We start from the raw sequence: 24,201 nt of genomic DNA, 5'->3' as shown, positions 1-24,201 counted from the left end.
ATGGTGCATCCGGGAGGATTCGAACCTCCGACCGCTCGGTTCGTAGCCGAGTACTCTATCCAGCTGAGCTACGGATGCAAATGGCGGTGAGGCGGGGATTCGAACCCCGGATGCAGCTTTTGACCGCATACTCCCTTAGCAGGGGAGCGCCTTCAGCCTCTCGGCCACCTCACCAACACGCCTCTTGCGAGTGCTTCGAAGAACTTGTTTCTGCTCATCGTCGCTGCGTGGCGCACATATTACTTTCTGGGACTTATAAGTCAAACAATTTTTCCAGAGCTTTTATCGTTTGCACATTTCACGCGCAATTAGTCTGCAAAAACGGCAAAAAGAGTGTTTTATCAACAGATAAATTGGCAATTTCCTGAAGGAGTGAACAAACGGAAACTTCGCAGGAAAAGGCATTACGCGCAGTGGAATCGAAAAAATGGGGAAGACGAAGAAGAAAAGAGAAGAAAAAGAGTAACTCAATCAGGTTGCGCCTCACCAGAAAGGTGAGACGCGAAAACCTTAGTAACTGGACTGCTGGGATTTTTCAGCCTGGATACGCTGGTAGATCTCTTCACGATGGACAGAAACTTCTTTCGGGGCGTTTACGCCAATGCGCACCTGGTTGCCCTTCACCCCTAAAACTGTCACGGTGACCTCATCGCCTATCATGAGGGTCTCACCAACTCGACGAGTCAGAATCAGCATTCTTTGCTCCTTGAAAGATTAAAAGAGTCGGGTCTCTCTGTATCCCGGCATTATCCATCATATAACGCCAAAAAGTAAGCGATGACAAACACCTAAGTGTAAGCAGTCACGGCATCACATTCTGTTAAACCTAAGTTTAGCCGATATACACAACTTCAACCTGACTTTATCGTTGTCGATAGCGTTGATTCAAACGCTGCGGATTGAAGTCAGCAGCGTCGACTTACGCTTATAATTATTACAGTTTTGCGCTGACCCAGCCTTTCACACTGGCTAACGCTGCAGGCAGAGCCGCTGCATCCGTACCACCAGCTTGCGCCATGTCCGGACGACCGCCACCCTTACCGCCGACCTGCTGAGCGACCATTCCAACCAGTTCCCCTGCTTTCACGCGATCTGTCACGTCCTTAGACACACCCGCAATCAGAGAAACCTTACCTTCCACTACCGTTGCCAGAACGATAACGGTAGACCCCAGTTGATTTTTCAGATCATCAACCATGGTACGCAACATTTTCGGCTCAACGTCCGCGAGTTCGCTGACCAGCAGCTTCACGCCGTTGATATCAACCGCTTTGCTGGAAAGATTTGCACTCTCCTGCGCCGCAGCCTGTTCCTTCAATTGCTGCAATTCTTTTTCCAGTTGACGAGTACGCTCCAGCACGGAACGAACTTTGTCACCGATATTCTGGCTATCGCCTTTCAGCAACTGCGCAATATCGCTTAAGCGATCGCTCTCAGCATGCACGGTTTGGATAGCACCTTCACCGGTTACGGCTTCAATACGACGAACGCCTGCCGCAGTACCTGACTCGGACACAATGCGGAACAGACCGATATCACCCGTACGGCTGGCGTGAGTACCGCCACACAATTCGGTAGAGAAATCACCCATGCTCAGAACGCGCACATGGTCGTCATATTTCTCGCCAAACAGTGCCATTGCGCCTTTGGCTTTTGCCGCTTCGAGATCCATGATGTTCGTTTCAATCGGCAAGTTGCGACGGATTTGCGCGTTCACCAGATCTTCAACGGCACGGATTTCAGCAGACTTCATCGCTTCGGTATGAGAGAAGTCGAAGCGCAGCAGTTTATCGTTAACCAACGAGCCTTTCTGTGCCACATGTGTGCCCAGAACCTGGCGCAGCGCTGCGTGCATCAGATGCGTTGCGGAGTGGTTCAAACGAATACGCGCACGACGGGCTTCATCCACATCAGCCTGTACCGCATCACCAATTTTCAGAGAACCCGCAGACAGCTTGCCGATGTGACCAATGGCCTGGCCATATTTCTGCGTGTCGCTAACGGCAAACGCGAAGCCTGCGCCTTTCAGCTCACCCTTGTCGCCAACCTGACCACCAGATTCCGCATAGAACGGAGTCTGATCCAGTACGACAACGGCATCCTGACCTGCGTTAATTGCGTCTACCGCTTTACCATCAACAAACAGCGCGGTCACTTTGCCGTTCAGTTCCAAGTGCTCGTAGCCTTTAAATTCAGAGGCGCCATCAACGCGAATCATCGCATTGTAGTCTGCGCCGAAGCCGCTGGCTTCACGCGCACGACGGCGCTGTTCTTCCATTGCAGCTTCAAAGCCCGCTTCATCAACCTTAATGTTACGCTCGCGGCAAACGTCTGCCGTCAGGTCAACCGGGAAACCGTAGGTGTCATACAGACGGAATGCAGTTTCGCCATCCAGCGTATCGCCAGACAGTTTTGCCAGTTCTTCATCCAGCAGCGCCAGACCACGCTCCAGAGTACGCGCAAACTGCTCTTCTTCGGTTTTCAGAACCTGTTCAACCATAGCCTGCTGACGCTTCAGTTCTTCACCTGCAGAGCCCATGACGTCCACCAACGGACCAACCAGCTTGTAGAAGAAGGTATCCTTCGCGCCCAGCATGTTGCCATGACGTACCGCGCGACGAATGATACGGCGCAGCACATAGCCACGGTTTTCATTCGACGGCACAACGCCATCGGCAATCAGGAATGCACAGGAACGGATATGGTCGGCGATAACGCGCAGAGACTTGTTGCTCAGATCGGTTGCGCCAGTGACTTTCGCCACGGATTCGATCAATGAGCGGAACAGGTCGATTTCATAGTTGGAGTTAACGTGTTGCAGCACGGCCGCAATACGCTCCAGACCCATACCGGTATCCACGGACGGTTTCGGCAGCGGTTCCATGGTGCCGTCAGCCTGACGGTTGAACTGCATGAAGACGATGTTCCAGATCTCAATGTAGCGATCCCCATCTTCTTCTGCGCTTCCCGGAGGTCCACCCCAGATATGGTCGCCGTGGTCGTAGAAAATTTCGGTACATGGACCGCAAGGACCGGTATCACCCATCTGCCAGAAGTTGTCTGAAGCATAAGCCGCACCTTTGTTATCACCGATACGGATGATACGTTCGCGCGGAATACCGACTTCTTTTTCCCAGATTTCATAGGCTTCATCGTCAGTTTCATAGACGGTTACCCACAGACGCTCTTTTGGCAGGGCAAACCAGTTTTCACCAGTCAGCAGTTCCCATGCATATTGAATAGCGTCGTGTTTGAAGTAATCGCCGAAGCTGAAGTTGCCCAGCATTTCGAAGAAAGTGTGGTGACGTGCAGTGTAACCGACGTTTTCCAGGTCATTGTGCTTACCGCCCGCACGTACACAACGCTGCGAGGTGGTTGCGCGGGAATAATTACGCTTGTCGAGGCCAAGGAAAACATCCTTGAACTGGTTCATCCCGGCGTTGGTAAACAACAAAGTAGGGTCATTGTTCGGTACCAGGGAGCTGCTGGCAACTACCTGGTGTCCTTTACTATGGAAAAAATCGAGAAACGCCTGACGGATCTCAGCGGTGCTCTTGCTCATAATTATCCTGAAGAAATCAAGCTAACGAAATGTCATTACCAGCATCGGCATGCAAACTGCGCCTCTGGCAATCGAAAAGTGGGAATAAGATAAGTTTTCTTTACTGGGAAGTAAAATCCCGTATGCGGTCAATCGTCAAAATTTCGCCATATTGCCTGAATATCTTCCATCAGATAGCCGCGATAGAGCAAAAAACGCTGGACCTTTACTTTATCTGAAAAATCGACAGGTAAAGGTTCACCGTACTTCCGAATGGCCTGCTCGCGTGCAAGCACTGCCCAGTCAATTTCGCACTCACGCATGGCCCGCTCGATAGCTTCACGTGCGATCCCTTTTTGGTTTAATTCCTGGCGCACTCGGGCTGGTCCATAACCTTTGCGGCTACGGCTGGCGATAAACTGCTGCACGAAACGATCATCATCCAGATAACGACTTTCAATACACCAGGCGATGACCTTGTCGTAATCCTCCGGCGTGGCATCAATTTCTTCTGGTCCATTTTTCCCCATCACCGGAGCGGCCAGCTTGCGCCGCAGTTCCTGCTCGCTGTGGTCGCGCATCGCCAGAATGCGTACGGCGCGGTCAAGCAGCCGGGAATAAGCGGAACGGCGGGAAGTTGCTTCTGTCATAGTAAGCCTTCAGAAATGAAAAAGGGCTGCATGATATGCAGCCCTTTACTATATGTGATTCATAACATGCGATTCAAAACAGATTATCAGAAATCTTCGTTCGTTTCTTTTACGTCTTCGCCGCTGTCATCAACGGAGAAATCAGGCGTTGAATCCTGGTTATTGAGCAGTAACTCACGTAATTTCTTCTCAATTTCTTTCGCAGTTGCCGGGTTTTCTTTCAGCCAGTTGGTCGCATTCGCCTTACCCTGACCGATTTTCTCACCGTTGTAGCTGTACCATGCACCGGCTTTTTCAATCAGCTTCTCTTTCACGCCCAGGTCAACCAGTTCGCCGTAGAAGTTGATGCCTTCACCGTAAAGGATCTGGAATTCAGCCTGTTTGAACGGCGCTGCAATTTTGTTTTTCACAACCTTAACGCGGGTTTCGCTGCCGACCACATTGTCGCCTTCTTTCACCGCGCCAATACGACGGATATCCAGACGAACAGACGCATAGAATTTCAGGGCGTTACCACCGGTGGTGGTTTCCGGGTTACCAAACATAACGCCAATCTTCATACGGATCTGGTTGATGAAAATCAGCAGCGTGTTGGACTGCTTCAGGTTACCGGCCAGCTTACGCATCGCCTGGCTCATCATACGCGCCGCAAGGCCCATGTGAGAGTCGCCAATCTCGCCTTCGATTTCTGCCTTCGGCGTCAATGCGGCAACGGAGTCGACAACGATAACGTCAACCGCACCGGAGCGCGCCAGCGCATCACAGATTTCCAGCGCTTGTTCACCGGTATCCGGCTGAGAACACAGCAGGTTGTCGATATCAACGCCAAGCTTACGTGCATAGACCGGATCCAGCGCGTGTTCCGCATCGATAAATGCACAGGTTTTACCTTCACGCTGTGCAGCGGCAATAACCTGCAGGGTCAGCGTTGTTTTACCGGAGGATTCAGGCCCGTAGATTTCGACGATACGGCCCATTGGCAAACCGCCCGCGCCCAATGCGATATCCAGAGAAAGCGAACCGGTGGAGATAGTTTCCACATCCATGGAGCGGTCTTCACCCAGGCGCATGATGGAGCCTTTACCGAATTGCTTTTCGATCTGACCCAGCGCTGCAGCCAACGCTTTCTGTTTGTTTTCGTCGATAGCCATTAATTACTCCTGTCATGCCGCTTTCGGGTTAAACCGCGAAACGTGATAGATAATGTTCTGTTGAGGCAATTATACTGTATGCTCATACAGTATCAAGTATTTTGTAGAAATTGTTGCCACAGGGTTTGTAACGCGTAGACGGTCGCCTGTCGACGTACCGCGTCGCGATCGCCGCTGAAGCATTCCCGACGCGTAATCCCCTCGCCGCTCGCGCTGGCAAAGGCGAACCATACGGTACCCACGGGCTTTTCTTCACTGCCGCCATCCGGCCCGGCAATACCGCTGATCGAGACAGCGAAATGCGCGCGGGCAGCTTTTAGCGCGCCAATCGCCATCTCCACCACTACAGGCTCGCTCACCGCCCCATGCTGGGCCAGCGTCTCTTCGCGCACGCCTATCATCTGTGCTTTGGCTTCGTTGCTGTAGGTCACAAACCCGCGTTCAAACCAGGCGGAGCTTCCGGCAATATCCGTAATCGCTTTGGCCACCCAGCCGCCGGTGCAGGACTCCGCCGTCGTAACGGTCGCCCCACGCGCTTTCAGCGCCAGGCCAACCTGCTCACTTAACTGCATCAGTTCACTGTCGGTCATTTCAGCCTCTGTCAGTTAAAAAATATGCCGGACAAGATAGCACTTTCATAACCAATGTGGGGATGGAGAGAACGTTTTACGAGGGGGATTCCAAAAATTGCTCCGTTGCATAAATAAGACCTGCCGGATGACGATATCAGGGCATCTTATCCGGCCTACAAGAGATTTCTTCCTGTAGGCCGGTGGAGCGATTACTGCACGCGCGCCAGCGCGACCGCCTGACCCAACTGCCACACGGCCATCGCGTAGTGGGTACTGTGGTTGTAGCGGGTGATGGTGTAGAAGTTCGGCAATCCATACCAGTACTGATAGCCGGTACCAATATCCAGGCGCAGCAGGCTGGCCTGCTGATGATTACCCAACGACTGCTGTGGCGTCAGACCCGCCGCAGCAAGCTGAGAAATGCTGTACTGGGTTTTAAAGCCGTTCGCCAGCCCAGGTGCCTGACCATTTGCCGGCACCGCGACCGTATCGCCTTTCACCCAGCCGTGGCCCTTGAAGTAATTCGCCACGCTACCGATGGCATCAACCGGATCCCACAGGTTAATGTGGCCATCACCATTAAAATCAACGGCATATTGCTTATAGGAAGACGGCATAAACTGGCCGTAGCCCATCGCGCCGGCGAAAGAACCTTTCAAATCGAGCGGATCGTCGCTTTCATCTCGCGCCATCAGCAGGAAGGTTTCCAGTTCACCAGAGAAGTATTCCGCACGACGAGGATAGTTAAACGACAGCGTCGCCAGCGCATCCAGAATCCGCGTTTTACCCATCACGCGGCCCCAACGCGTTTCAACGCCGATAATGCCAACGATAATTTCCGGCGGAACGCCATAGACCTGCCACGCGCGGTTCAGCGCATCTTCATATTGATTCCAGAAGGCCACACCATTTTGCACGTTGTCAGGCGTGATGAACTGTTTGCGGTAGCGCAGCCATGCGCCGTTAGGACCGGCTGGCGGTTGAGTCGTCGGTGCCTGGCGGTCCATCAAACGCAATACCGAGTCCAGACGCTTGGCCTGCGACAAGATCTCCTGCAGCTGCTGGCGGTCAAAGCCGTGCTTGTTCACCATTTTTTCGATGAACTGCTGCGCGTTCGGATTATTGGCAAAATCACCGCCCGTTTGCATGACGTTGTGCTGTGGCTCAAGCAGGAAGCCGCCGGATGGCGCACCCGTAGTCGTTTGAGTCTCTGAAGGTTTAGGTTTGCTGCTACAGGCAGCGAGCAGTACGAAAAGGGGGAGTAACGCTACATAACGACGCTTGAACATGAGACATCCATTAAACAAATTCAGCCTGGGAGAAGTATGGTAAAGCATCCTCCGCCATACAAGGAAGCGGTAGTCGCTCTCCTTCACAGAATTTACATCCCCTTTCATCTAGGACCTTCACATTTGCGAGCCTTCACGCAATAACTTTCAAATTAAAATATTTATCTTTCATTTTGAGATCAAAATAACACTTTTACATCTTTCAATCTGATTAAAATTAGCCACCGTTTGGCAAGATAACTAAAATCCCTACAGGAGAGAATAATGATCGACACCATCACACTCGGTGCTGAGTGGTTTATCGGGCTGTTCCAGAAAGGCGGAGAAGTGTTTACCGGTATGGTGACCGGTATTCTTCCCCTGCTGATTAGCCTGCTGGTCATCATGAATGCGCTGATTAACTTTATCGGCCAGCAGCGTATTGAACGTTTTGCTCAGCGCTGCGCTGGAAATCCACTGTCCCGCTATTTGCTGCTGCCGTGCATCGGCACATTTGTATTTTGTAACCCGATGACGCTGAGTCTGGGTCGCTTTATGCCAGAAAAATACAAGCCTAGCTACTACGCCGCCGCCTCTTACAGTTGCCATTCAATGAACGGCTTATTCCCGCACATCAACCCCGGCGAACTGTTTGTCTATCTGGGGATCGCCAGCGGCCTGACCACGCTGGGGCTTCCGCTTGGCCCACTGGCGGTGAGCTACCTGCTGGTCGGTTTGGTGACTAACTTCTTCCGCGGCTGGGTGACCGATTTCACCACCACTATCTTCGAGAAAAAAATGGGCATTCAACTTGAACAGAAGGTGCATCTGGCGGGAGCAACATCATGACACGTATTCGTATTGAAAAAGGCACCGGCGGCTGGGGTGGCCCCCTTGAACTGGATGCCATTCCGGGCAAGAAAATTGTCTATATCACCGCAGGAACTCGCCCCGCAATAGTCGACAGGATAGCAAGCCTGACCGGTTGGCAGGCAGTTGATGGCTTCAAAGAGGGCGAGCCACCGGAGAACGAAATTGGTGTGGCGATCATCGACTGCGGCGGCACGCTGCGCTGTGGGATCTATCCCAAACGCCGTATACCGACGGTGAATATTCACGCTACGGGTAAATCCGGCCCGCTGGCTCAGTACATTGTCGAAGATATCTATGTCTCTGGCGTGAAAGAAGAAAACATCACGATTGTCGGCGAGGCATCCGCTGCGCCGCAACCTGCAAGCAGCACTATCGGTCGCGATTACGACACCAGTAAAAAGATTACCGAACAAAGCGACGGCCTGTTGGCAAAAGTGGGAATGGGCATGGGTTCAGCCGTTGCGGTTCTGTTCCAGTCCGGACGTGACACCATCGATACCGTCCTGAAAACTATTCTGCCATTTATGGCGTTCGTCTCGGCACTGATCGGCATCATTATGGCTTCGGGTCTGGGAGACTGGATTGCCCATGGACTCGCGCCGCTGGCCAGCCATCCGTTGGGACTGGTTACTCTGGCGCTGATCTGCTCTTTCCCGCTGCTGTCGCCTTTCCTCGGCCCCGGTGCGGTTATCGCCCAGGTTATCGGCGTGCTGATCGGTGTACAGATTGGTCTGGGGAACATTCCTCCGCATCTTGCACTACCTGCCCTGTTCGCCATTAACGCCCAGGCTGCATGTGACTTTATTCCAGTCGGATTGTCGCTGGCCGAAGCACGTCAGGACACGGTCCGCGTCGGCGTGCCATCCGTACTGGTGAGCCGTTTTCTGACCGGCGCACCTACCGTTCTCATCGCCTGGTTTGTTTCTGGCTTTATTTACCAATAAGGGGCACTCAAAAATGACCGTCATTTATCAAACCACCATCACCCGTATCGGCCAGAGCGCCCCGGATGCACTGTGCGACCAGATGCTGATTACCTTTCGTGAAGGCGCGCCAGCGGATATCGAAGAGTTTTGTTTCATCCATTGCCACGGGGACCTGAACGGCTCTTTACAAGCAGGGATCCAGTTTGAACTGGGCCAGCACCACTACCCGGTCACCGCCGTGGGCAGCGTTGCGGAACAAAACTTACGTGAACTCGGGCATATCACCCTGCGCTTTGACGGGCAGAGCGAAGCGGAATTCCCCGGCACTGTACACGTTGCGGGCCCCGTCCCGGACGGTATCACCCCGGGCTGTATTTTGAAGTTTGTTGCTTAAGATTGAAGGAGATAAAAATGAATCAGGTTGCCGTTGTCATTGGTGGAGGCCAGACCCTGGGGGCATTCCTTTGCCGTGGGCTTGCGACAGAAGGATACCGCGTCGCGGTGGTGGATATTCAAAGCGATAAAGCTGCCAACGTCGCGCAAGAAATTAACGCCGAGTTTGGCGAAGGTACCGCGTACGGTTTTGGCGCAGATGCCACCAGCGAACAGAGCGTGCTGGCGCTGTCGCGCGGAGTGGATGAAATATTCGGTCGTGTCGATCTGCTGGTTTACAGTGCGGGTATCGCTAAAGCCGCGTTTATCAGCGACTTTCAGCTTGGGGATTTCGACCGCTCGCTGCAGGTCAATCTGGTCGGCTACTTCCTCTGTGCTCGTGAATTTTCACGCCTGATGATCCGCGATGGCGTGCAGGGACGCATTATCCAGATCAACTCAAAATCAGGGAAAGTGGGCAGCAAACACAATTCAGGCTACAGCGCGGCAAAATTTGGTGGCGTGGGCTTAACCCAGTCGCTGGCGCTGGATCTGGCGGAGTATGGGATCACCGTACATTCGCTGATGCTCGGCAACCTGCTGAAATCACCAATGTTTCAGTCGTTATTACCGCAATATGCGACCAAGCTGGGCCTTAAGCCAGATGAGGTGGAGCAGTACTACATTGATAAGGTTCCGCTTAAACGCGGCTGCGATTATCAGGACGTACTGAACATGCTGCTGTTTTACGCCAGTCCAAAAGCCTCTTACTGCACCGGGCAGTCCATCAACGTGACCGGCGGTCAGGTGATGTTTTAATGTTGAATTGCCGGATGGCGGCTGCGCTTATCCGGCAAAATCAAAGGAGTACATAATGGTTTCCGCACTGATTACCGTCGCCGCTATCGCCTGGTGCCTGCAACTGGCGCTTGGTGGCTGGCAAATATCCCGCTTTAACCGGGCGTTTGATCAACTCTGCCAGCAAGGTCGGGTTGGTGTTGGTCGCTCCGGTGGGCGTTTTAAACCGCGCGTGGTGGTAGCCATTGCGCTGGATGAGCAGCAACGGGTGACCGACACGTTATTTATGAAAGGTCTTACGGTATTCGCCCGACCAGGCAAAATTGTCACGATAATGGGCAAACATCTTGATGATTTACAGCCTGATGTGATCTTTCCCCATGATCCGTTATCACAGAATGCACTATCATTGGCGCTTAAACTGAAACATGGGTAATTTCGTTGTGAATGCTAATAGCTTGCGAAATTATCATTTTGCAACTTATTAAGTCAGGGTAATCACGCCTATGAAACCTCGTCAGCGTCAGGCTGCCATACTGGAGCATCTGCAAAAGCAGGGCAAATGCTCGGTTGAAGAACTGGCCCACTACTTTGACACGACCGGCACGACCATTCGCAAAGACCTGGTCATTCTGGAAAATGCCGGAACCGTCATTCGTACCTACGGCGGTGTGGTATTAAATAAAGACGAATCCGACCCGCCAATCGATCACAAAACGCTAATCAATACGCATAAAAAAGAGCAGATTGCCGAAGCCGCCGTCCGTTTTATACACGATGGCGACTCTATTATTCTGGATGCGGGTAGCACCGTACTGCAGATGGTGCCGATGCTCACGCGCTTTAGCAACATCACCGTCATGACCAACAGTCTGCACATTGTTAACGCCCTTTCGGAGCTGGACAACGAGCAAACTATCCTGATGCCCGGCGGGACTTTTCGCAAAAAATCTGCGTCATTTCACGGTCAGCTGGCAGAAAATGCCTTTGAGCAGTTCAGCTTTGATAAACTCTTCATGGGCACCGACGGCATTGACCTCAATGCCGGCGTGACCACCTTTAATGAGGTGTTTAGCGTCAGTAAAGCGATGTGCAATGCCGCTCGCGAAGTGATTCTGATGGCTGACTCGTCAAAATTTGGGCGCAAAAGCCCTAATGTTGTATGCAGTCTGGAAAGCGTCGACAAGCTGATTACCGATGCGGGCATCGACCCTGCGTTTCGTCAGGCGCTGGAAGCAAAAGGGATTGAAGTGATCATAACCGGAGAAACCAATGAGTGATGCACTACTGAACGCGGGCCGTCAGACGTTAATGCTGGAACTACAGGAAGCCAGCCGACTGCCAGAACGCCTGGGCGATGATTTTGTCCGCGCCGCCAATACGATTATCCACTGTGAAGGCAAAGTCATTGTCTCCGGTATTGGTAAATCAGGTCATATTGGCAAAAAAATTGCGGCGACCCTCGCCAGTACCGGCACGCCCGCCTTTTTTGTGCATCCGGCGGAAGCGCTGCACGGCGACTTAGGGATGATCGAAAGCCGTGATGTCATGCTGTTTATCTCCTACTCCGGCGGTGCGAAAGAGCTGGATCTCATCATCCCACGCCTGGAAGACAAATCCGTCGCACTGCTGGCAATGACCGGAAAACCGACCTCACCGTTGGGTCTGGCAGCCAAAGCCGTGCTGGATATTTCCGTTGAGCGCGAAGCCTGTCCGATGCGCCTGGCACCGACGTCCAGCACCGTAAATACGTTGATGATGGGCGACGCGCTGGCGATCGCCGTAATGCAGGCGCGCGGCTTTAACGAAGAAGATTTTGCCCGCTCACATCCGGCAGGTGCGCTGGGTGCTCGTCTGTTGAATAAAGTGCATCATCTGATGCGCCGCGACGATGCCATACCTCAGGTGAAGCTCACCACCAGCGTTATGGACGCGATGCTGGAACTCAGCCGCACGGGTCTTGGCCTGGTCGCGGTCTGCGACGACCAGTCACTAGTGAAAGGGGTCTTTACCGACGGTGACCTGCGCCGCTGGCTGGTTGGCGGCGGAGCGCTCACCACCCAGGTTAGCGAAGCTATGACTCAGAATGGCATTACGCTACAGGCGCAGAGCCGCGCGATTGACGCCAAAGAGATCCTGATGAAGCGTAAAATCACTGCCGCACCGGTGGTCGATGAAAACGGCAAACTCACCGGTGCTATCAACCTGCAGGATTTCTATCAGGCCGGTATTATCTAATCCTTCAGACCCAGACGTTTCGCCAGCCGGTGCAGGTTGGCGACGTCTGTTTCCAGCGCCCGCGCGCTTGCCGCCCAACTGTGATTATTTTGCGCCAGTGCCCGGCGGATCATCTCCTGCTGGAACGACTCTGTTGCTTCACGCAGATTGTGATGTTGTGGGATCTCCGCAACAACTTCCGCCACCTGCGGAGCCGGACCTTCATCCTGCAAGGCAAAATGCTGCGCCTCCAGCACCACTTCATCCCCTGCCCTGGTAGCCCTGGCCAGAACAACCGCCCGGTGAATGGCATGCTCCAGCTCGCGCACGTTTCCGGGCCAGCCGTAATTCAGCAGATGGCTACGCGCGCCGGGGCTTAGCACCACGCGGGAAAGACCCAGCCGCAGTCGGCATTGCTCGCAAAAATAGCCGGCCAGCAGCACCACATCTTCGCCGCGCTCACGAAGAGGCGGTACAGAAAGGGGGAAGACACTCAGACGGTGGAACAAATCCGCGCGGAAATTCCCGGCCAGCACCTCTTCGCGTAAATCACGGTTCGTCGCCGCCAGGACCCGCACATCCACGCGCAGGCTGCGATCGTCACCCACGCGCTGAATATCGCCGTACTGCAATACGCGCAGCAGCTTAGCCTGTAGTGCCAGCGAGAGTTCGCCTATCTCGTCGAGAAACAACGTCCCATTGTCGGCCATTTCAAACTTACCGCTACGATTGCTGATAGCCCCGGTAAACGCGCCTTTTACGTGACCAAACAGCTCACTTTCGGCTACGGTTTCCGGCAACGCCGCACAGTTCAGATACACCAGTGGATTCACCGCGCGCGGCGAACCTTCATGGATAGCTTTAGCCACCAGCTCCTTCCCGGTCCCTGTTTCGCCGCTAATCAGCACATTGAGATCGGACCCCGCCACAATCTCAATTTCTTTTTTCAACTGCATCATATTGGGCGACAGGCCAATCATCTGGGTTTCCGTCACCTGCTCAAAGTTGGTTGACGAACCTGGCAGCATATTCTGGCTTTCCAGTTGTTCAATCAGCAGCGCATTGCTCAGCGCACCCGCCGCCAGCGCGGCAATCAGCCTAAGCTCCTCATCGCTGAAAACATCGAACTGATCGGGCTCCATGCCATCCAGGGTTAACGCACCAATCAAATTTTGACCGGCGAACAACGGCAGCCCAATACAGGCATGCACCTTCAGACTCTCCTGCCCCGGAATCAGACCATCATATGGGTCTGGCAAATCGCTGTCGGCAGGGAAACGAACTACGTCTCCGGCGCGGGCAATCGCCTCCAGACGCGGATGCCCTTCCAGAGTAAAGCGTCTGCCGAGAACATCCTGCGCCAGCCCATCGATCGCCAGCGGAATAAACTGTCGCGACTCGTAGCGCAGCAGTGCCGACGCGTCGCACTCCAGCACCTGACGCAAAGTGGTTATCAGACGTTGAAAACGGTCCTGATGCCCAATACCGCTTTGTAATTCAATGGCGATGCCCGCCAGCACGTCTACGGAAAAGCTCATGACTACCTCATTGTCATTTTGACAATTCATATTGTCATATTGACAATGAAATAAATAGTCATTTTGACTACCACTTAATAAGCACAAAACAATAAAAACATTAAAATCAATAAGATAAAAAGTTGGCACGCAACCTGCAATAAGCAAAACATCTTTTTTAGAAAAACGCTGAATTAATTACTGAGGTTGCTATGTCTATTCTGGTTAAAAATAACATTCATTGGGTTGGCCAACGTGACTGGGAAGTTCGTGATTTCCACGGGACTGAATACAAAACGCTGCGCGGCAGCAGCTACAACAGCTATCTCATCCGTGAAGAAAAAAATGTCCTGATCGATACAGTAGACCACAAGTTTAGCCGTGAATTCGTACAGAACCTGCGCAGTGAAATTGACCTCGCGGATATCGACTACATCATCATTAACCACGCGGAAGAAGACCATGCAGGGGCGCTGACTGAGCTGATGTCCTGCATCCCGGACACGCCGATTTACTGCACAGCCAACGCCATTGACTCCATCAACGGGCATCACCATCACCCGGAGTGGAATTTCAACGTGGTGAAAACCGGTGATTCACTGGACATTGGTAACGGCAAACAGCTGATCTTCGTTGAAACGCCAATGCTGCACTGGCCTGACAGCATGATGACCTACATGACCGGCGACGCGGTGCTGTTCAGTAACGACGCCTTCGGCCAGCACTACTGCGACGAACGTCTGTTTAACGACGAAGTTGACCAGACCGAACTGTTCGAACAGTGCCAGCGTTACTACGCCAACATTCTGACGCCGTTCAGCCGTCTGGTTACACCGAAAATTACTGAGATCCTCGGCTTCAACCTGCCTGTCGATATGATTGCTACTTCCCACGGCGTGGTATGGCGCGACAACCCGACGCAAATCGTGGAAATGTATCTGAAATGGGCGGCGGATTATCAGGAAGACCGCATCACCATTTTCTACGACACCATGTCCAACAACACCCGCATGATGGCGGACGCCATAGCCCAGGGCATCAATGAAGTTGACCCGAACGTGGCAGTGAAAATCTTTAACGTCGCCCGTAGCGATAAGAACGAAGTTCTGACTAACGTCTTCCGCTCTAAAGGCGTGCTGGTCGGTACTTCGACGATGAACAACGTGATGATGCCAAAAATCGCCGGTTTGGTGGAAGAGATGACCGGCCTGCGTTTTCGTAACAAACGCGCCAGCGCCTTTGGCTCACACGGCTGGAGCGGCGGCGCAGTAGACCGTTTGTCTACGCGTTTGCAGGATGCTGGTTTCGAAATGTCGCTGAGCCTGAAGGCGAAATGGCGTCCGGACCTGGATGCACTGGAACTATGCCGCCAGCACGGCCGTGAAATCGCACGTCAGTGGGCGCTTGCTCCACTGCCGGAAACAACCGTAAAAGCCGCATCCAAAGAAGAAGAATGCGCTTGCGCCGCTGCGGCTGCGGCTGCCGCCGATCTTGGCCCTAGCATGCAGTGCAGCGTGTGCCAGTGGATTTACGACCCGGCAAAAGGTGAACCGCTGCAGGATGTCGCGCCGGGAACACCGTGGAGCGACGTGCCGGATAACTTCCTGTGCCCGGAATGTTCATTAGGTAAAGACGTCTTCGACGTCCTGGCAACGGAGGCAAAATGAGCCGCGGAATTGTCATTATTGGTTCGGGCTTCGCCGCCCGCCAGTTAGTCAAAAATATCCGTAAGCAGGATGCAAATGTCCCGCTGACCCTGATTGCTGCGGACAGCATGGATGAGTACAACAAGCCCGATCTCAGCCATGTTATCAGTCAGTCACAGCGTGCAGACGACCTCACCCGCCAGTCGGCGGGGGAGTTTGCCGAACAGTTTAATTTGCGTCTGTTTCCGCACACCTGGGTAACCGACATCGATGCTGATGCCCACGTAGTGAAAAGCCAGGATCAGCAGTGGCAGTACGACAAACTGGTGCTGGCGACAGGCGCGTCAGCCTTTGTACCGCCGGTTACCGGACGTGAGTTAATGCTCACATTGAACAGCCAACAAGAGTATCGCGCTTGTGAAACACAGCTGCGTGATGCCCAGCGGGTACTGATTGTCGGCGGCGGCTTGATTGGCAGTGAACTGGCGATGGATTTCTGTCGTGCCGGTAAAGCGGTAACGCTTATCGACAACGCCGCCAGCATTCTGGCTTCGCTGATGCCGCCGGAAGTCAGCAGTCGCTTACAGCATCGTCTGACCGATATGGGCGTACACCTGCTGTTGAAATCACAGCTTCAGGGGCTGGAGAAAACGGCGTCAGGTATTTGTGCCACGCTCGATCGTAGCCGCAGCGTAGAAGTCGATGCGGTGATCGCCGCCACCGGTTTACGCCCGGAGACCGCACTGGCGCGTCGTGCCGGATTGAACATCAATCGTGGCGTCTGCGTCGATAGCTACCTGCAAACCAGCCACCCGGACATTTATGCTCTCGGCGACTGTGCGGAGATTAACGGTCAGGTGCTCCCGTTCCTGCAGCCGATTCAGCTGAGCGCCATGTATCTGGCGAAAAACCTGCTCGGCGGCAATGCGCCATTGAAACTGCCAGCCATGCTGGTAAAAGTCAAAACGCCAGAACTGCCTCTGCATTTGGCCGGGGAAACCCAGCGCCGGGATCTAAACTGGCACATCGCCGCCGAAGCGCAGGGGATGGTCGCCAGAGGGATGAACGACGAAGGCCAGCTGTGTGCGTTTGTCGTCAGTGAAGACCGCATGAAAGAGGCCTTTGCGCTGCTGAAAACGTTGCCCGTGTAAGTCCGGGATGCCGGATGGCGCCGCTTCGCGTCTTATCCGGCCTACGACTTTGCCCGGCAACGCTGCTACTGATTTATTAACCTCACGCACATGGATGTGCGTTGCCACTTGTCGGTATGCCCCGACATGTTTTCCTTGCCCCGCCAGTCCCGGGGCTTTTTTTTATTTTTTCGCCAATGCTCGCGCTGCGGCAGTCACGCCCTGCCCCAATGACAACCCGCCGTCGCCCGCCGGTAAACGCTGCGGGAACAGTAAGGTAAAATCACGCAGATAAAACGCCAGACGGGCCGACAATAAGCGGTTATGCATCACGCCACCGCTAAATACTAACGTCTTAATCCCGCGCGCTTCGGCCTGCATTCGCATCAGAGTGGCAAACCCACGCGCCAGCGCGTCGTGAAACGCCCACGCCCTTTCTGCTGGTTTGGCCTGCCAGTTCAGCCATTGCTGCCAAAAAACTGCTAAGTCCAGCTGATTGTCATCAAGCGGCACCGTGACTGGGTGATCAACGCCATCACATTGCGATGCCATCGCCTCAAGCGCACAGGCCGCTTCACCTTCATAACTCAATGATTCCGGTGCACATTGCAACGCGGCAGCAACGGCATCAAACAGTCGTCCGCACGATGACGCCAGCGGAGCGTTAATTCCCCGTTCAATAGCGCGCGCCAGCACGTTCCAGTTTTGATGTTGCAGCACCGATGTTTCCGGATAACGCTGCCAGTCAGGAACAAAACGCAGGCACTGCGCGAGCAGATTACGCCACGGCTGTTTTGCCGCCAGATCGCCGCCCGCCAGCGCTACCGCCGGTAAGCCGCCAAGGTGTTCGCATTCACGATAGTTGACCCGCAAACACTCCCCTCCCCACAGCGCGCCGTTTTCCCCCATACCGATACCGTCTAGCGTCAGAGCAATCACATCATCGCCATTGAGCGGCCAGCCGTGCTCCGCAAGACACGCAGCGGCATGCGCATGGTGATGCAGCACCGTTTCAGTTGGCAGCTCCATTTCACTGGCCCACTGGCTGGAAACATAGCCAGGGTGTGCATCATGCACGATACGCTGCGGCGTAAAGTCATAAATGTTCTGGATCAGGCGTAGCGCATCACGCCACTGTTGCTGAATGCCGTCATCGCTGAGATCGCCCAAATGCTGGCTGATAACCGCCTGTTCACCACGGACCAGACAGAAAGTATTTTTCAGATCCGCGCCTAAGCACAGCATCGGCGGCACGTCGCGAAATCCTGGTGGTAGTGCGACCGCATCCGGCACATAACCTCGGGAACGACGCAGCATTTCCCCACTGTCACGCACCACGGAGTCATCCATCCGCTGCACAATTTCGCGATTATGCAGCAGGAAACCGTCGGCAATGTCATGTAAATCTTCCAGCGCCTGGGCGTTAGTAATGGCCGGAGGCCTGCCGCTGAGGTTGCCAGAGGTCATCACCAGCGGACAATTCATCTCTTGTAAGAGTAAATGCTGTAACGGATTCGCTGGCAGCATGACGCCAACCTCCGTTAACCCCGGCGCAATGCCCTCGCTCAATGCAGCGACATAGCGTTTCTGCACCAGCACGATCGGCGCAGCAGGGGTAGTCAGCAAACGACGAGCGGGTTCAGGCAATCCCTCATCAGAGGGCAGCATCACTGCCAGAGGTTTCGCCGGACGGTGTTTGCGCAGCCTGAGTAGCGCTACGGCATTATCATTTCGCGCATCGCACACCAGATGAAACCCACCAATGCCTTTAACCGCCACAATACCGCCTGCTTTCAGCCGCGATACCGCCGCCTGCAGCGCCACTTCTTTCTCCGCTCGCTCACCCGCACAGAACCACTCCAGATGAGGGCCGCATGCCGGACAAGCCACTGGCTGGGCGTGGAATCGACGGTCGTACGGATCGCGATACTCTTTGTCACATTGCGCGCAGAGTGGGAATGACGCCATTACGGTAAACGGACGATCGTAGGGCATCGCGCGGATAATCGTAAAACGCGGACCACAGTGGGTGCAGTTGATAAAGGGGTATCGGTAACGACGTTCGCCGGGGGTGTTCATTTCAACAAGGCATTCGGGACAGGTCGCGGCGTCCGGAACGATTTGCGTATTCATCGTACCGCCAGCACTTTGACGAATCGAGAAATCGGCGGGCTGCTGCGTCCAGGCGAATAGTTCGCTCTCAACGCTGTCAATGCGCGCCAGCGGTGGGCAGTGTTGATGCAACTGCGCAATAAATTCCGCCGGATCTTCCTGTAAGCGCACAACCACACCGTCACCGTCGTTACACACATCGCCATGCAGTTGTAAGCGCTGCGCCAGTTGCCAGACGTAGGGGCGAAATCCGACGCCCTGTACTTTGCCGCGAATACGCAGCTGTACGCCGGAGTGGTTGTTTATTGTCATTAAGTCGTTCCCGCAGTCATCTATCCCGGTTTGCCCGATGACGCTACGCTTATCAGGCCTACGTGGATGCGAACAGTAGGCCGGATAAGGCAAAGCCGCCATCCGGCATAAGTACTACCGTATTTTACGCGGATTTTCAGATATCAGAACAGCAAAGATGCGGTGGAATCCAGCGCGGCGCGACGACGTTTTTCCGCGCTCAGTTGCTCAAGCTTATTGCGATCCACATATATCAGCGCGTGAGTTGGGCACACTTCCATACAGGCAGGACCGGCCTCACGATGGTGGCACAGGTCGCACTTATTGGCTTCAGCTTTTTCTGCGCGGACGTTCAGACCTGCGCCGCTGTTACGCACGACCGGACGCACGACCACTTCCATTGCGCCGTAAGGACAAGCCACAACGCAGGTTTTACAGCCAATGCAACGTTCCTGCATTACATGAACAAAACCTTTATCACGGCTGATCGCACCGTTCGGACAGACGTTAGCGCACGGCGCGTCTTCGCACTGGCGGCACAGCGTCGCCGTGGAGACATTAACGCCTTTGATGACGTGAATGCGGGGTAAAAAGGTTTCAGGGGTCAGCGATGCGCAATCCTGGTTATCCTGATGGGATACCACGCAGGCCACTTCACAGGTACGGCAACCAATGCATTTATTGGCGTCTGCAATGATGAAACGGTTCATCAATTTCTCCAGCAATGACAGAATATCTGCCGAAGCATACACAAATCGTGCCAGAATTTAATTTACTGTTATTAAAGGAATTTTATTCTGAAGAACGCAAGAAGGGCGTGTCATCGTCACTAGTGACGATGACAAATGACAGCCGTCAGCGCGAAACGGGCGGCGCAACTGAGTCGCGCGCAATGAGTTCACCGGTGAAGGTCTTTGACGGCGTAAACGCCCCGTCACCTAGCATAAAGATCAGACGCCCAATCGTTTCCTGAATCATTTCTGTTACCGGAATTTTAACGCTGGAAAGCGCCGGAATAGTGTATGGCGCGAGGGCGATATCATCAAAGCCAATCACCGACACCTGTGCGGGAACGCTCACACCATGCTCGTGCAACTGCTTCATCGCGCCGATCGCCATATCGTCATTGCTGGCCACCAATGCGGTAAAATTGACCTTGCGCGAGAGCAAAGTATCCACACCCGCTGCGCCGCAGGCTGGCGTCCATTTCCCTTTAACAATCAGATCATTATTTAGCGCGATCCCATGATGTGCCAGCGCGTCTTTATAGCCTGAAAGTCGCTCCACGCCGGTTGGCGAATCCATCGAGCCGGTAATAAAACCAATCTCTTTATGCCCGGTGGCAATGAGCTGAGTAACGGCGTTAAAGCTGGTCTGCTTTTGATCGCACCATACGCTGTGGCTACTGTTTTTCCGCAGGCGTCGATTAAGCACCATAATCGGCTGGCTGTGGGCATCGATGATGTCATCTATCTCATCCACGCTGAGAAAACGCGGATATATCATAATCGCGTCACAGCGCAGGTCGAGCAGGTACTGGATCGCCTGGCGCTCTTCCTCAGCGCTATGCTTACCGTCAGCCAGTAACAGCTGGCGCCCTTTATCTTCCGCCATCCGCGCGGTATGAAACAGCAGTTCGCTGAAATAGACGCCGTGATAAAGGGTGTTTGTTACCACCAGGCCCAGTGTCTGCGTGGTTTTCGCCGCGAGACTGCGCGCCAGCAAATTTGGGCGGTAACCACTCTCTTCAATGGCCTGAAACACGCGGTCTTTGGTTTCCTGGCTGACATAGCCGTTTCCAGAAAGCACCCGGGAAACCGTCGCTTTCGACACTCCGGCACGCTTCGCCACCTCCAGCATCGTGGTCATATTACTCATCCCTTTTCTCTCAATGTGACGCAGTGTACTGCACCGTTTTGCCGCTGTCCTTGCTGCTAAATCGCAGACGCTGACATCTGGTGATCGGAGTCACAATTACAAAAATTGATCAAAATTAAATCTTGATCAGTTAATACAATTTAAACATGATTTTGTGGAACCGGTTTCCTATCTGAGTTTCATCAACCCAGAAAAGCGATCCACGTAAACGGATAAAAAATAACGTACTCTACTGATAAAACAGGATTAAATCCGATGTCCAAGAATTATGCAGCGCTGGCGCGCTCCGTTGTGACGGCTCTGGGAGGCGTCGACAACATCACAGCAGTGACCCACTGTATGACCCGTTTGCGTTTCGTTATCAAAGATGACTCGCAGGTCGACAGCGCGACGCTGAAAACCCTCACTGGCGTGCTGGGCGTGGTGCGCAACGAGAACCAATGTCAGGTGATTATCGGCAACACCGTTTCGCAGGCGTATCGTGAAGTGGTCAGCCTGTTGCCTGCCAACATGCAGCCTGCTGAGCCGCAAATCAAACCCCGACTGACGCTGAAGCGGATTGGCGCGGGGATCCTTGATGCGCTGATCGGCACAATGTCGCCGTTGATCCCGGCGATTATCGGCGGATCAATGCTCAAGCTGCTGGCGATGGTTCTGGAAATGACCGGCGTGCTGGTGAAAGGATCGTCCACGCTCACCATTCTGACCGTCATTGGCGACGGTGCATTCTTCTTTCTGCCGCTGATGGTCGCCGCGTCGGCCGCTATCAAATTCAAAACCAACATGTCGCTGGCTATCGCCATCGCGGGCGTACTGGTGCATCCCAGCTTTATCGACCTGATGGCGAAGGCCGCGCAGGGTGAGCACGTTGAGTTTGCCCTGATCCCAGTGACGGCGGTGAAATACACCTACACGGTGATCCCGGCGCTGGTCATGACCTGGTGCTTGTCATACATCGAACGTTGGGTCGATCGTATAACTCCGGCGGTGACCAAAAACTTCCTCAAACCGATGCTGATCGTGCTGATCGCCGCCCCGCTCGCCATCGTCATCATTGGCCCGATCGGTATCTGGATTGGTAGCGCGATTTCAGCGCTGGTCTATACCATCCACGGCTATCTCGGCTGGCTGTCAGTGGCCATTATGGGCGCGCTGTGGCCGCTGCTGGTAATGACCGGTATGCACCGTGTCTTTACGCCAACCATTATTCAGACCATTGCCGAAACCGGAAAAGAAGGCATGGTGATGCCGTCGGAAATCGGTGCCAACTTGTCGTTAGGTGGTTCATCGCTGGCAGTGGCATGGAAAACCAAAAACCCGGAGCTGCGCCAGACGGCGTTAGCGGCCGCCGCCTCAGCCATCATGGCGGGCATTTCCGAACCCGCGCTGTATGGCGTGGCAATCCGCCTGAAACGTCCGCTGATTGCGAGCCTTATCAGCGGTTTTATCTGCGGTGCTGTTGCTGGAATGGCCGGGCTTGCAAGCCACTCCATGGCGGCTCCAGGTCTGTTCACCAGCGTCCAGTTTTTCGATCCGGCCAATCCGATGACCATCGTTTGGGTATTTGGCGTGATGGCGCTGGCGGTAGTGCTTTCTTTTGTACTAACGCTGATTCTCGGCTTTGAAGATATTCCTGTCGAAGATGCAGCCGCGCAGGCCAGAAAAAACCAGGCCGCACAACCGGGCAATATCAATGGAGCCAGCATTTGACTGGTATGAACTGAGGTTAATTATGTCTGTTTTTCCGCAAGGATTTTTATGGGGCGGCGCACTGGCCGCCAACCAGTCTGAAGGGGCATACCGGGAAGGCGGCAAAGGGCTGACTACTGTCGATATGATCCCCCACGGCACACACCGCATGCCCGTCAAACTGGGTCAGGAAAAGCGCTTTACGCTGCGGGATGACGAATTTTATCCCAGCCATCAGGCGATCGACTTTTATCATCGCTATAAAGAAGATATCGCGCTGATGGCGGAAATGGGGTTTACGGTTTTTCGGACTTCCATTGCCTGGAGCCGCCTCTACCCTAACGGCGACGAGCTGACGCCGAATGAAGACGGAATCGCGTTTTATCGGGCCGTGTTTGCCGAGTGTAAAAAATACGGTATTGAGCCATTAGTCACGCTGTGTCACTTCGATGTGCCTATGCATCTGGTCACCGAGTACGGCTCCTGGCGTAACCGCAAAATGGTGGAGTTCTTTACCCGCTACGCCCGTACCTGCTTCGAGGCCTTTGACGGTCTGGTGAAGTACTGGCTGACGTTCAACGAAATCAACATCATGCTGCACAGCCCCTTTTCAGGCGCCGGGCTGGTATTTGAAGAAGGTGAAAATCAGGATCAGGTGAAATATCAGTCCGCTCACCACGAACTGATAGCCAGCGCCCTGGCGACTAAAATAGCCCATGAAATTAATCCGCAAAACCAGGTCGGTTGTATGCTGGCTGGCGGTAATTTTTATCCTTACTCGTGTAAGCCGGAAGATGTGTGGACCGCACTGGAAAAAGACCGTGAAAACCTGTTCTTCATTGATGTGCAGGCGCGTGGGGCCTACCCGGCTTACTCTGCCCGCGTGTTTCGCGAAAAAGGCGTGGTAATCGAAAAAGCCCCGGAAGACGACGACATCCTGAAAAACACCGTCGATTTCGTCTCTTTCAGCTATTACGCATCGCGCTGCGCCTCCGCTGAAATGAACTCGGGCAATACCAGCGCTGCCAACGTGGTGAAGTCGCTGCGTAATCCGTACATTGCCGCCAGTGAATGGGGCTGGGGCATCGATCCGCTCGGCCTGCGCATCACCATGAATATGATGTATGACCGCTACCAGAAGCCGCTGTTTCTGGTGGAAAACGGGCTGGGAGCGAAAGATGAAATCGATGCCAACGGTGAGATCAATGACGACTATCGCATCAGCTATTTACGCGAACATATTCGCGCCATGGCAGACGCGATTGAAGATGGCGTGCCGCTGATGGGTTACACCTCCTGGGGCTGTATCGATCTGGTTTCTGCCTCAACCGGTGAGATGAGCAAACGCTACGGTTTTGTGTATGTGGACCGCGATGACGCGGGCAACGGCACGCTGGCACGTACACGCAAGAAATCATTCTGGTGGTACAAAAAAGTCATCGCCAGTAACGGTGCCGATCTGGCATGACGGATCTGCCGGAGGGGGTTACAGCCTTCCGGCAGAAGTACACATTTTCATTTCATTTATTACATTCCGGATTTGGAATCGTCCTTCCAGTTTCAGGTTTGC

The 24,201-nt window shown here is 53.8% G+C and carries 21 protein-coding genes and 2 tRNA genes; 11 read left to right on the top strand and 12 right to left on the bottom strand.

What is annotated here, in order from left to right; all coding sequences use genetic code 11:
- Nucleotide 1: 1 nt before the first annotated feature.
- The 8 genes from OGX96_RS11910 to mltB all read right to left on the bottom strand — a co-directional run bounded on the left by OGX96_RS11910 (nt 2) and on the right by mltB (nt 7,203).
- Nucleotides 2-78, bottom strand: a tRNA-Arg gene (locus tag OGX96_RS11910).
- Nucleotides 79-81: 3 nt separating this feature from the next.
- Nucleotides 82-174: transfer RNA gene (locus OGX96_RS11905), tRNA-Ser, on the bottom strand.
- A 336-nt stretch (nt 175-510) separates the two neighbouring features.
- Nucleotides 511-696: a carbon storage regulator CsrA gene (gene csrA, locus OGX96_RS11900; protein ID WP_000906486.1), complete on the bottom strand. Its 186-nt coding sequence runs from the start codon at nt 694-696 to the stop codon at nt 511-513.
- Between the two features lie 238 nt (nt 697-934).
- Entirely contained in the window at nt 935-3,562 is a 2,628-nt protein-coding gene (gene alaS / locus OGX96_RS11895; protein ID WP_234096568.1) for an alanine--tRNA ligase, read from the bottom strand.
- A 128-nt stretch (nt 3,563-3,690) separates the two neighbouring features.
- The gene (gene recX, locus OGX96_RS11890) at nt 3,691-4,191 is read right to left on the bottom strand and encodes a recombination regulator RecX (protein WP_048225248.1); all 501 of its coding nucleotides are present in this window, start codon (nt 4,189-4,191) and stop codon (nt 3,691-3,693) included.
- Nucleotides 4,192-4,277: 86 nt separating this feature from the next.
- Nucleotides 4,278-5,342, bottom strand: a complete 1,065-nt coding sequence (gene recA, locus OGX96_RS11885) for a recombinase RecA (RefSeq protein WP_003037330.1) — start codon at nt 5,340-5,342, stop codon at nt 4,278-4,280.
- 92 nt (nt 5,343-5,434) lie between these two features.
- Nucleotides 5,435-5,932, bottom strand: coding sequence for a nicotinamide-nucleotide amidase (pncC, locus tag OGX96_RS11880; RefSeq protein WP_048225249.1), 498 nt, complete (start codon nt 5,930-5,932; stop codon nt 5,435-5,437).
- A gap of 191 nt (nt 5,933-6,123) precedes the next feature.
- A complete protein-coding gene (gene mltB / locus OGX96_RS11875; RefSeq protein WP_003037336.1) occupies nt 6,124-7,203 on the bottom strand; it encodes a lytic murein transglycosylase B in 1,080 nt (359 codons plus the stop codon).
- A 264-nt stretch (nt 7,204-7,467) separates the two neighbouring features.
- Here mltB and srlA point away from each other — a divergent pair, with 264 nt between their 5' ends.
- The 7 genes from srlA (at nt 7,468) to gutQ (ending at nt 12,389) form a co-directional block, all read left to right on the top strand.
- The gene (srlA, locus tag OGX96_RS11870) at nt 7,468-8,031 is read left to right on the top strand and encodes a PTS glucitol/sorbitol transporter subunit IIC (protein ID WP_003037339.1); all 564 of its coding nucleotides are present in this window, start codon (nt 7,468-7,470) and stop codon (nt 8,029-8,031) included.
- Nucleotides 8,028-8,999 (top strand): PTS glucitol/sorbitol transporter subunit IIB, encoded by a 972-nt coding sequence (gene srlE, locus OGX96_RS11865; RefSeq protein ID WP_008785620.1) that lies wholly within the window; start codon nt 8,028-8,030, stop codon nt 8,997-8,999. Before srlA ends, srlE begins: the two co-directional genes overlap by 4 nt.
- A 13-nt stretch (nt 9,000-9,012) precedes the next feature.
- Nucleotides 9,013-9,375: a PTS glucitol/sorbitol transporter subunit IIA gene (gene srlB / locus OGX96_RS11860; protein ID WP_008785621.1), complete on the top strand. Its 363-nt coding sequence runs from the start codon at nt 9,013-9,015 to the stop codon at nt 9,373-9,375.
- Between the two features lie 17 nt (nt 9,376-9,392).
- The gene (gene srlD, locus OGX96_RS11855) at nt 9,393-10,172 is read left to right on the top strand and encodes a sorbitol-6-phosphate dehydrogenase (RefSeq protein WP_003037345.1); all 780 of its coding nucleotides are present in this window, start codon (nt 9,393-9,395) and stop codon (nt 10,170-10,172) included.
- Nucleotides 10,173-10,227: 55 nt separating this feature from the next.
- Complete coding sequence (gutM, locus tag OGX96_RS11850) at nt 10,228-10,587, top strand: transcriptional regulator GutM (RefSeq protein ID WP_286583127.1); 360 nt, start codon at nt 10,228-10,230, stop codon at nt 10,585-10,587.
- Nucleotides 10,588-10,657: 70 nt separating this feature from the next.
- Entirely contained in the window at nt 10,658-11,431 is a 774-nt protein-coding gene (srlR, locus tag OGX96_RS11845) for a glucitol operon DNA-binding transcriptional repressor SrlR (protein ID WP_003037350.1), read from the top strand.
- Nucleotides 11,424-12,389 (top strand): arabinose-5-phosphate isomerase GutQ, encoded by a 966-nt coding sequence (gene gutQ / locus OGX96_RS11840; RefSeq protein ID WP_003825938.1) that lies wholly within the window; start codon nt 11,424-11,426, stop codon nt 12,387-12,389. The genes srlR and gutQ overlap by 8 nt, the downstream gene beginning before the upstream one ends.
- On the opposite strand, the gene norR is transcribed toward gutQ, so the two are convergent.
- Complete coding sequence (gene norR / locus OGX96_RS11835) at nt 12,386-13,906, bottom strand: nitric oxide reductase transcriptional regulator NorR (RefSeq protein ID WP_286583122.1); 1,521 nt, start codon at nt 13,904-13,906, stop codon at nt 12,386-12,388. The genes gutQ and norR overlap by 4 nt on opposite strands.
- Nucleotides 13,907-14,097: 191 nt before the next feature.
- On the opposite strand from norR, the gene norV reads away from it, so the two are divergent.
- Both norV and norW read left to right on the top strand, forming a co-directional pair.
- Complete coding sequence (norV, locus tag OGX96_RS11830) at nt 14,098-15,552, top strand: anaerobic nitric oxide reductase flavorubredoxin (RefSeq protein ID WP_286583121.1); 1,455 nt, start codon at nt 14,098-14,100, stop codon at nt 15,550-15,552.
- Nucleotides 15,549-16,682: an NADH:flavorubredoxin reductase NorW gene (gene norW / locus OGX96_RS11825; protein WP_032944731.1), complete on the top strand. Its 1,134-nt coding sequence runs from the start codon at nt 15,549-15,551 to the stop codon at nt 16,680-16,682. The genes norV and norW overlap by 4 nt, the downstream gene beginning before the upstream one ends.
- Nucleotides 16,683-16,844: 162 nt before the next feature.
- Here norW and hypF read toward each other — a convergent pair whose 3' ends face one another.
- The 3 genes from hypF to OGX96_RS11810 form a co-directional block, all read right to left on the bottom strand.
- A complete protein-coding gene (gene hypF, locus OGX96_RS11820; protein WP_286583118.1) occupies nt 16,845-19,085 on the bottom strand; it encodes a carbamoyltransferase HypF in 2,241 nt (746 codons plus the stop codon).
- Between the two features lie 143 nt (nt 19,086-19,228).
- Nucleotides 19,229-19,774, bottom strand: coding sequence for an electron transport protein HydN (gene hydN, locus OGX96_RS11815; protein WP_003037366.1), 546 nt, complete (start codon nt 19,772-19,774; stop codon nt 19,229-19,231).
- Nucleotides 19,775-19,919: 145 nt separating this feature from the next.
- Nucleotides 19,920-20,933, bottom strand: a complete 1,014-nt coding sequence (locus OGX96_RS11810) for a LacI family DNA-binding transcriptional regulator (RefSeq protein WP_048215688.1) — start codon at nt 20,931-20,933, stop codon at nt 19,920-19,922.
- Between the two features lie 264 nt (nt 20,934-21,197).
- On the opposite strand from OGX96_RS11810, the gene ascF reads away from it, so the two are divergent.
- Together ascF and OGX96_RS11800 are read left to right on the top strand one after the other, a co-directional pair.
- Nucleotides 21,198-22,652, top strand: coding sequence for a PTS cellobiose/arbutin/salicin transporter subunit IIBC (ascF, locus tag OGX96_RS11805; RefSeq protein WP_032944740.1), 1,455 nt, complete (start codon nt 21,198-21,200; stop codon nt 22,650-22,652).
- A gap of 22 nt (nt 22,653-22,674) precedes the next feature.
- Nucleotides 22,675-24,099 (top strand): 6-phospho-beta-glucosidase, encoded by a 1,425-nt coding sequence (locus OGX96_RS11800; protein WP_286583117.1) that lies wholly within the window; start codon nt 22,675-22,677, stop codon nt 24,097-24,099.
- The last annotated feature ends 102 nt before the right edge of the window (nt 24,100-24,201 follow it).

This window comes from Citrobacter sp. Cpo100 (assembly GCF_030332595.1).
In the GTDB taxonomy this organism is placed as follows: Bacteria; Pseudomonadota; Gammaproteobacteria; order Enterobacterales; family Enterobacteriaceae; genus Citrobacter; species Citrobacter portucalensis.
This window is presented reverse-complemented; position numbering and strand designations above follow the sequence as displayed.

Bases quoted from the DNA above. Each gene is read 5' to 3' on its own strand.
- csrA (WP_000906486.1), bottom strand. From the start codon at position 696: ATGCTGATTCTGACTCGTCGAGTTGGTGAGACCCTCATGATAGGCGAT.
- alaS (WP_234096568.1), bottom strand. From the start codon at position 3,562: ATGAGCAAGAGCACCGCTGAGATCCGTCAGGCGTTTCTCGATTTTTTC.
- recX (WP_048225248.1), bottom strand. From the start codon at position 4,191: ATGACAGAAGCAACTTCCCGCCGTTCCGCTTATTCCCGGCTGCTTGAC.
- recA (WP_003037330.1), bottom strand. From the start codon at position 5,342: ATGGCTATCGACGAAAACAAACAGAAAGCGTTGGCTGCAGCGCTGGGT.
- pncC (WP_048225249.1), bottom strand. From the start codon at position 5,932: ATGACCGACAGTGAACTGATGCAGTTAAGTGAGCAGGTTGGCCTGGCG.
- mltB (WP_003037336.1), bottom strand. From the start codon at position 7,203: ATGTTCAAGCGTCGTTATGTAGCGTTACTCCCCCTTTTCGTACTGCTC.
- srlA (WP_003037339.1), top strand. From the start codon at position 7,468: ATGATCGACACCATCACACTCGGTGCTGAGTGGTTTATCGGGCTGTTC.
- srlE (WP_008785620.1), top strand. From the start codon at position 8,028: ATGACACGTATTCGTATTGAAAAAGGCACCGGCGGCTGGGGTGGCCCC.
- srlB (WP_008785621.1), top strand. From the start codon at position 9,013: ATGACCGTCATTTATCAAACCACCATCACCCGTATCGGCCAGAGCGCC.
- srlD (WP_003037345.1), top strand. From the start codon at position 9,393: ATGAATCAGGTTGCCGTTGTCATTGGTGGAGGCCAGACCCTGGGGGCA.
- gutM (WP_286583127.1), top strand. From the start codon at position 10,228: ATGGTTTCCGCACTGATTACCGTCGCCGCTATCGCCTGGTGCCTGCAA.
- srlR (WP_003037350.1), top strand. From the start codon at position 10,658: ATGAAACCTCGTCAGCGTCAGGCTGCCATACTGGAGCATCTGCAAAAG.
- gutQ (WP_003825938.1), top strand. From the start codon at position 11,424: ATGAGTGATGCACTACTGAACGCGGGCCGTCAGACGTTAATGCTGGAA.
- norR (WP_286583122.1), bottom strand. From the start codon at position 13,906: ATGAGCTTTTCCGTAGACGTGCTGGCGGGCATCGCCATTGAATTACAA.
- norV (WP_286583121.1), top strand. From the start codon at position 14,098: ATGTCTATTCTGGTTAAAAATAACATTCATTGGGTTGGCCAACGTGAC.
- norW (WP_032944731.1), top strand. From the start codon at position 15,549: ATGAGCCGCGGAATTGTCATTATTGGTTCGGGCTTCGCCGCCCGCCAG.
- hypF (WP_286583118.1), bottom strand. From the start codon at position 19,085: ATGACAATAAACAACCACTCCGGCGTACAGCTGCGTATTCGCGGCAAA.
- hydN (WP_003037366.1), bottom strand. From the start codon at position 19,774: ATGAACCGTTTCATCATTGCAGACGCCAATAAATGCATTGGTTGCCGT.
- OGX96_RS11810 (WP_048215688.1), bottom strand. From the start codon at position 20,933: ATGACCACGATGCTGGAGGTGGCGAAGCGTGCCGGAGTGTCGAAAGCG.
- ascF (WP_032944740.1), top strand. From the start codon at position 21,198: ATGTCCAAGAATTATGCAGCGCTGGCGCGCTCCGTTGTGACGGCTCTG.
- OGX96_RS11800 (WP_286583117.1), top strand. From the start codon at position 22,675: ATGTCTGTTTTTCCGCAAGGATTTTTATGGGGCGGCGCACTGGCCGCC.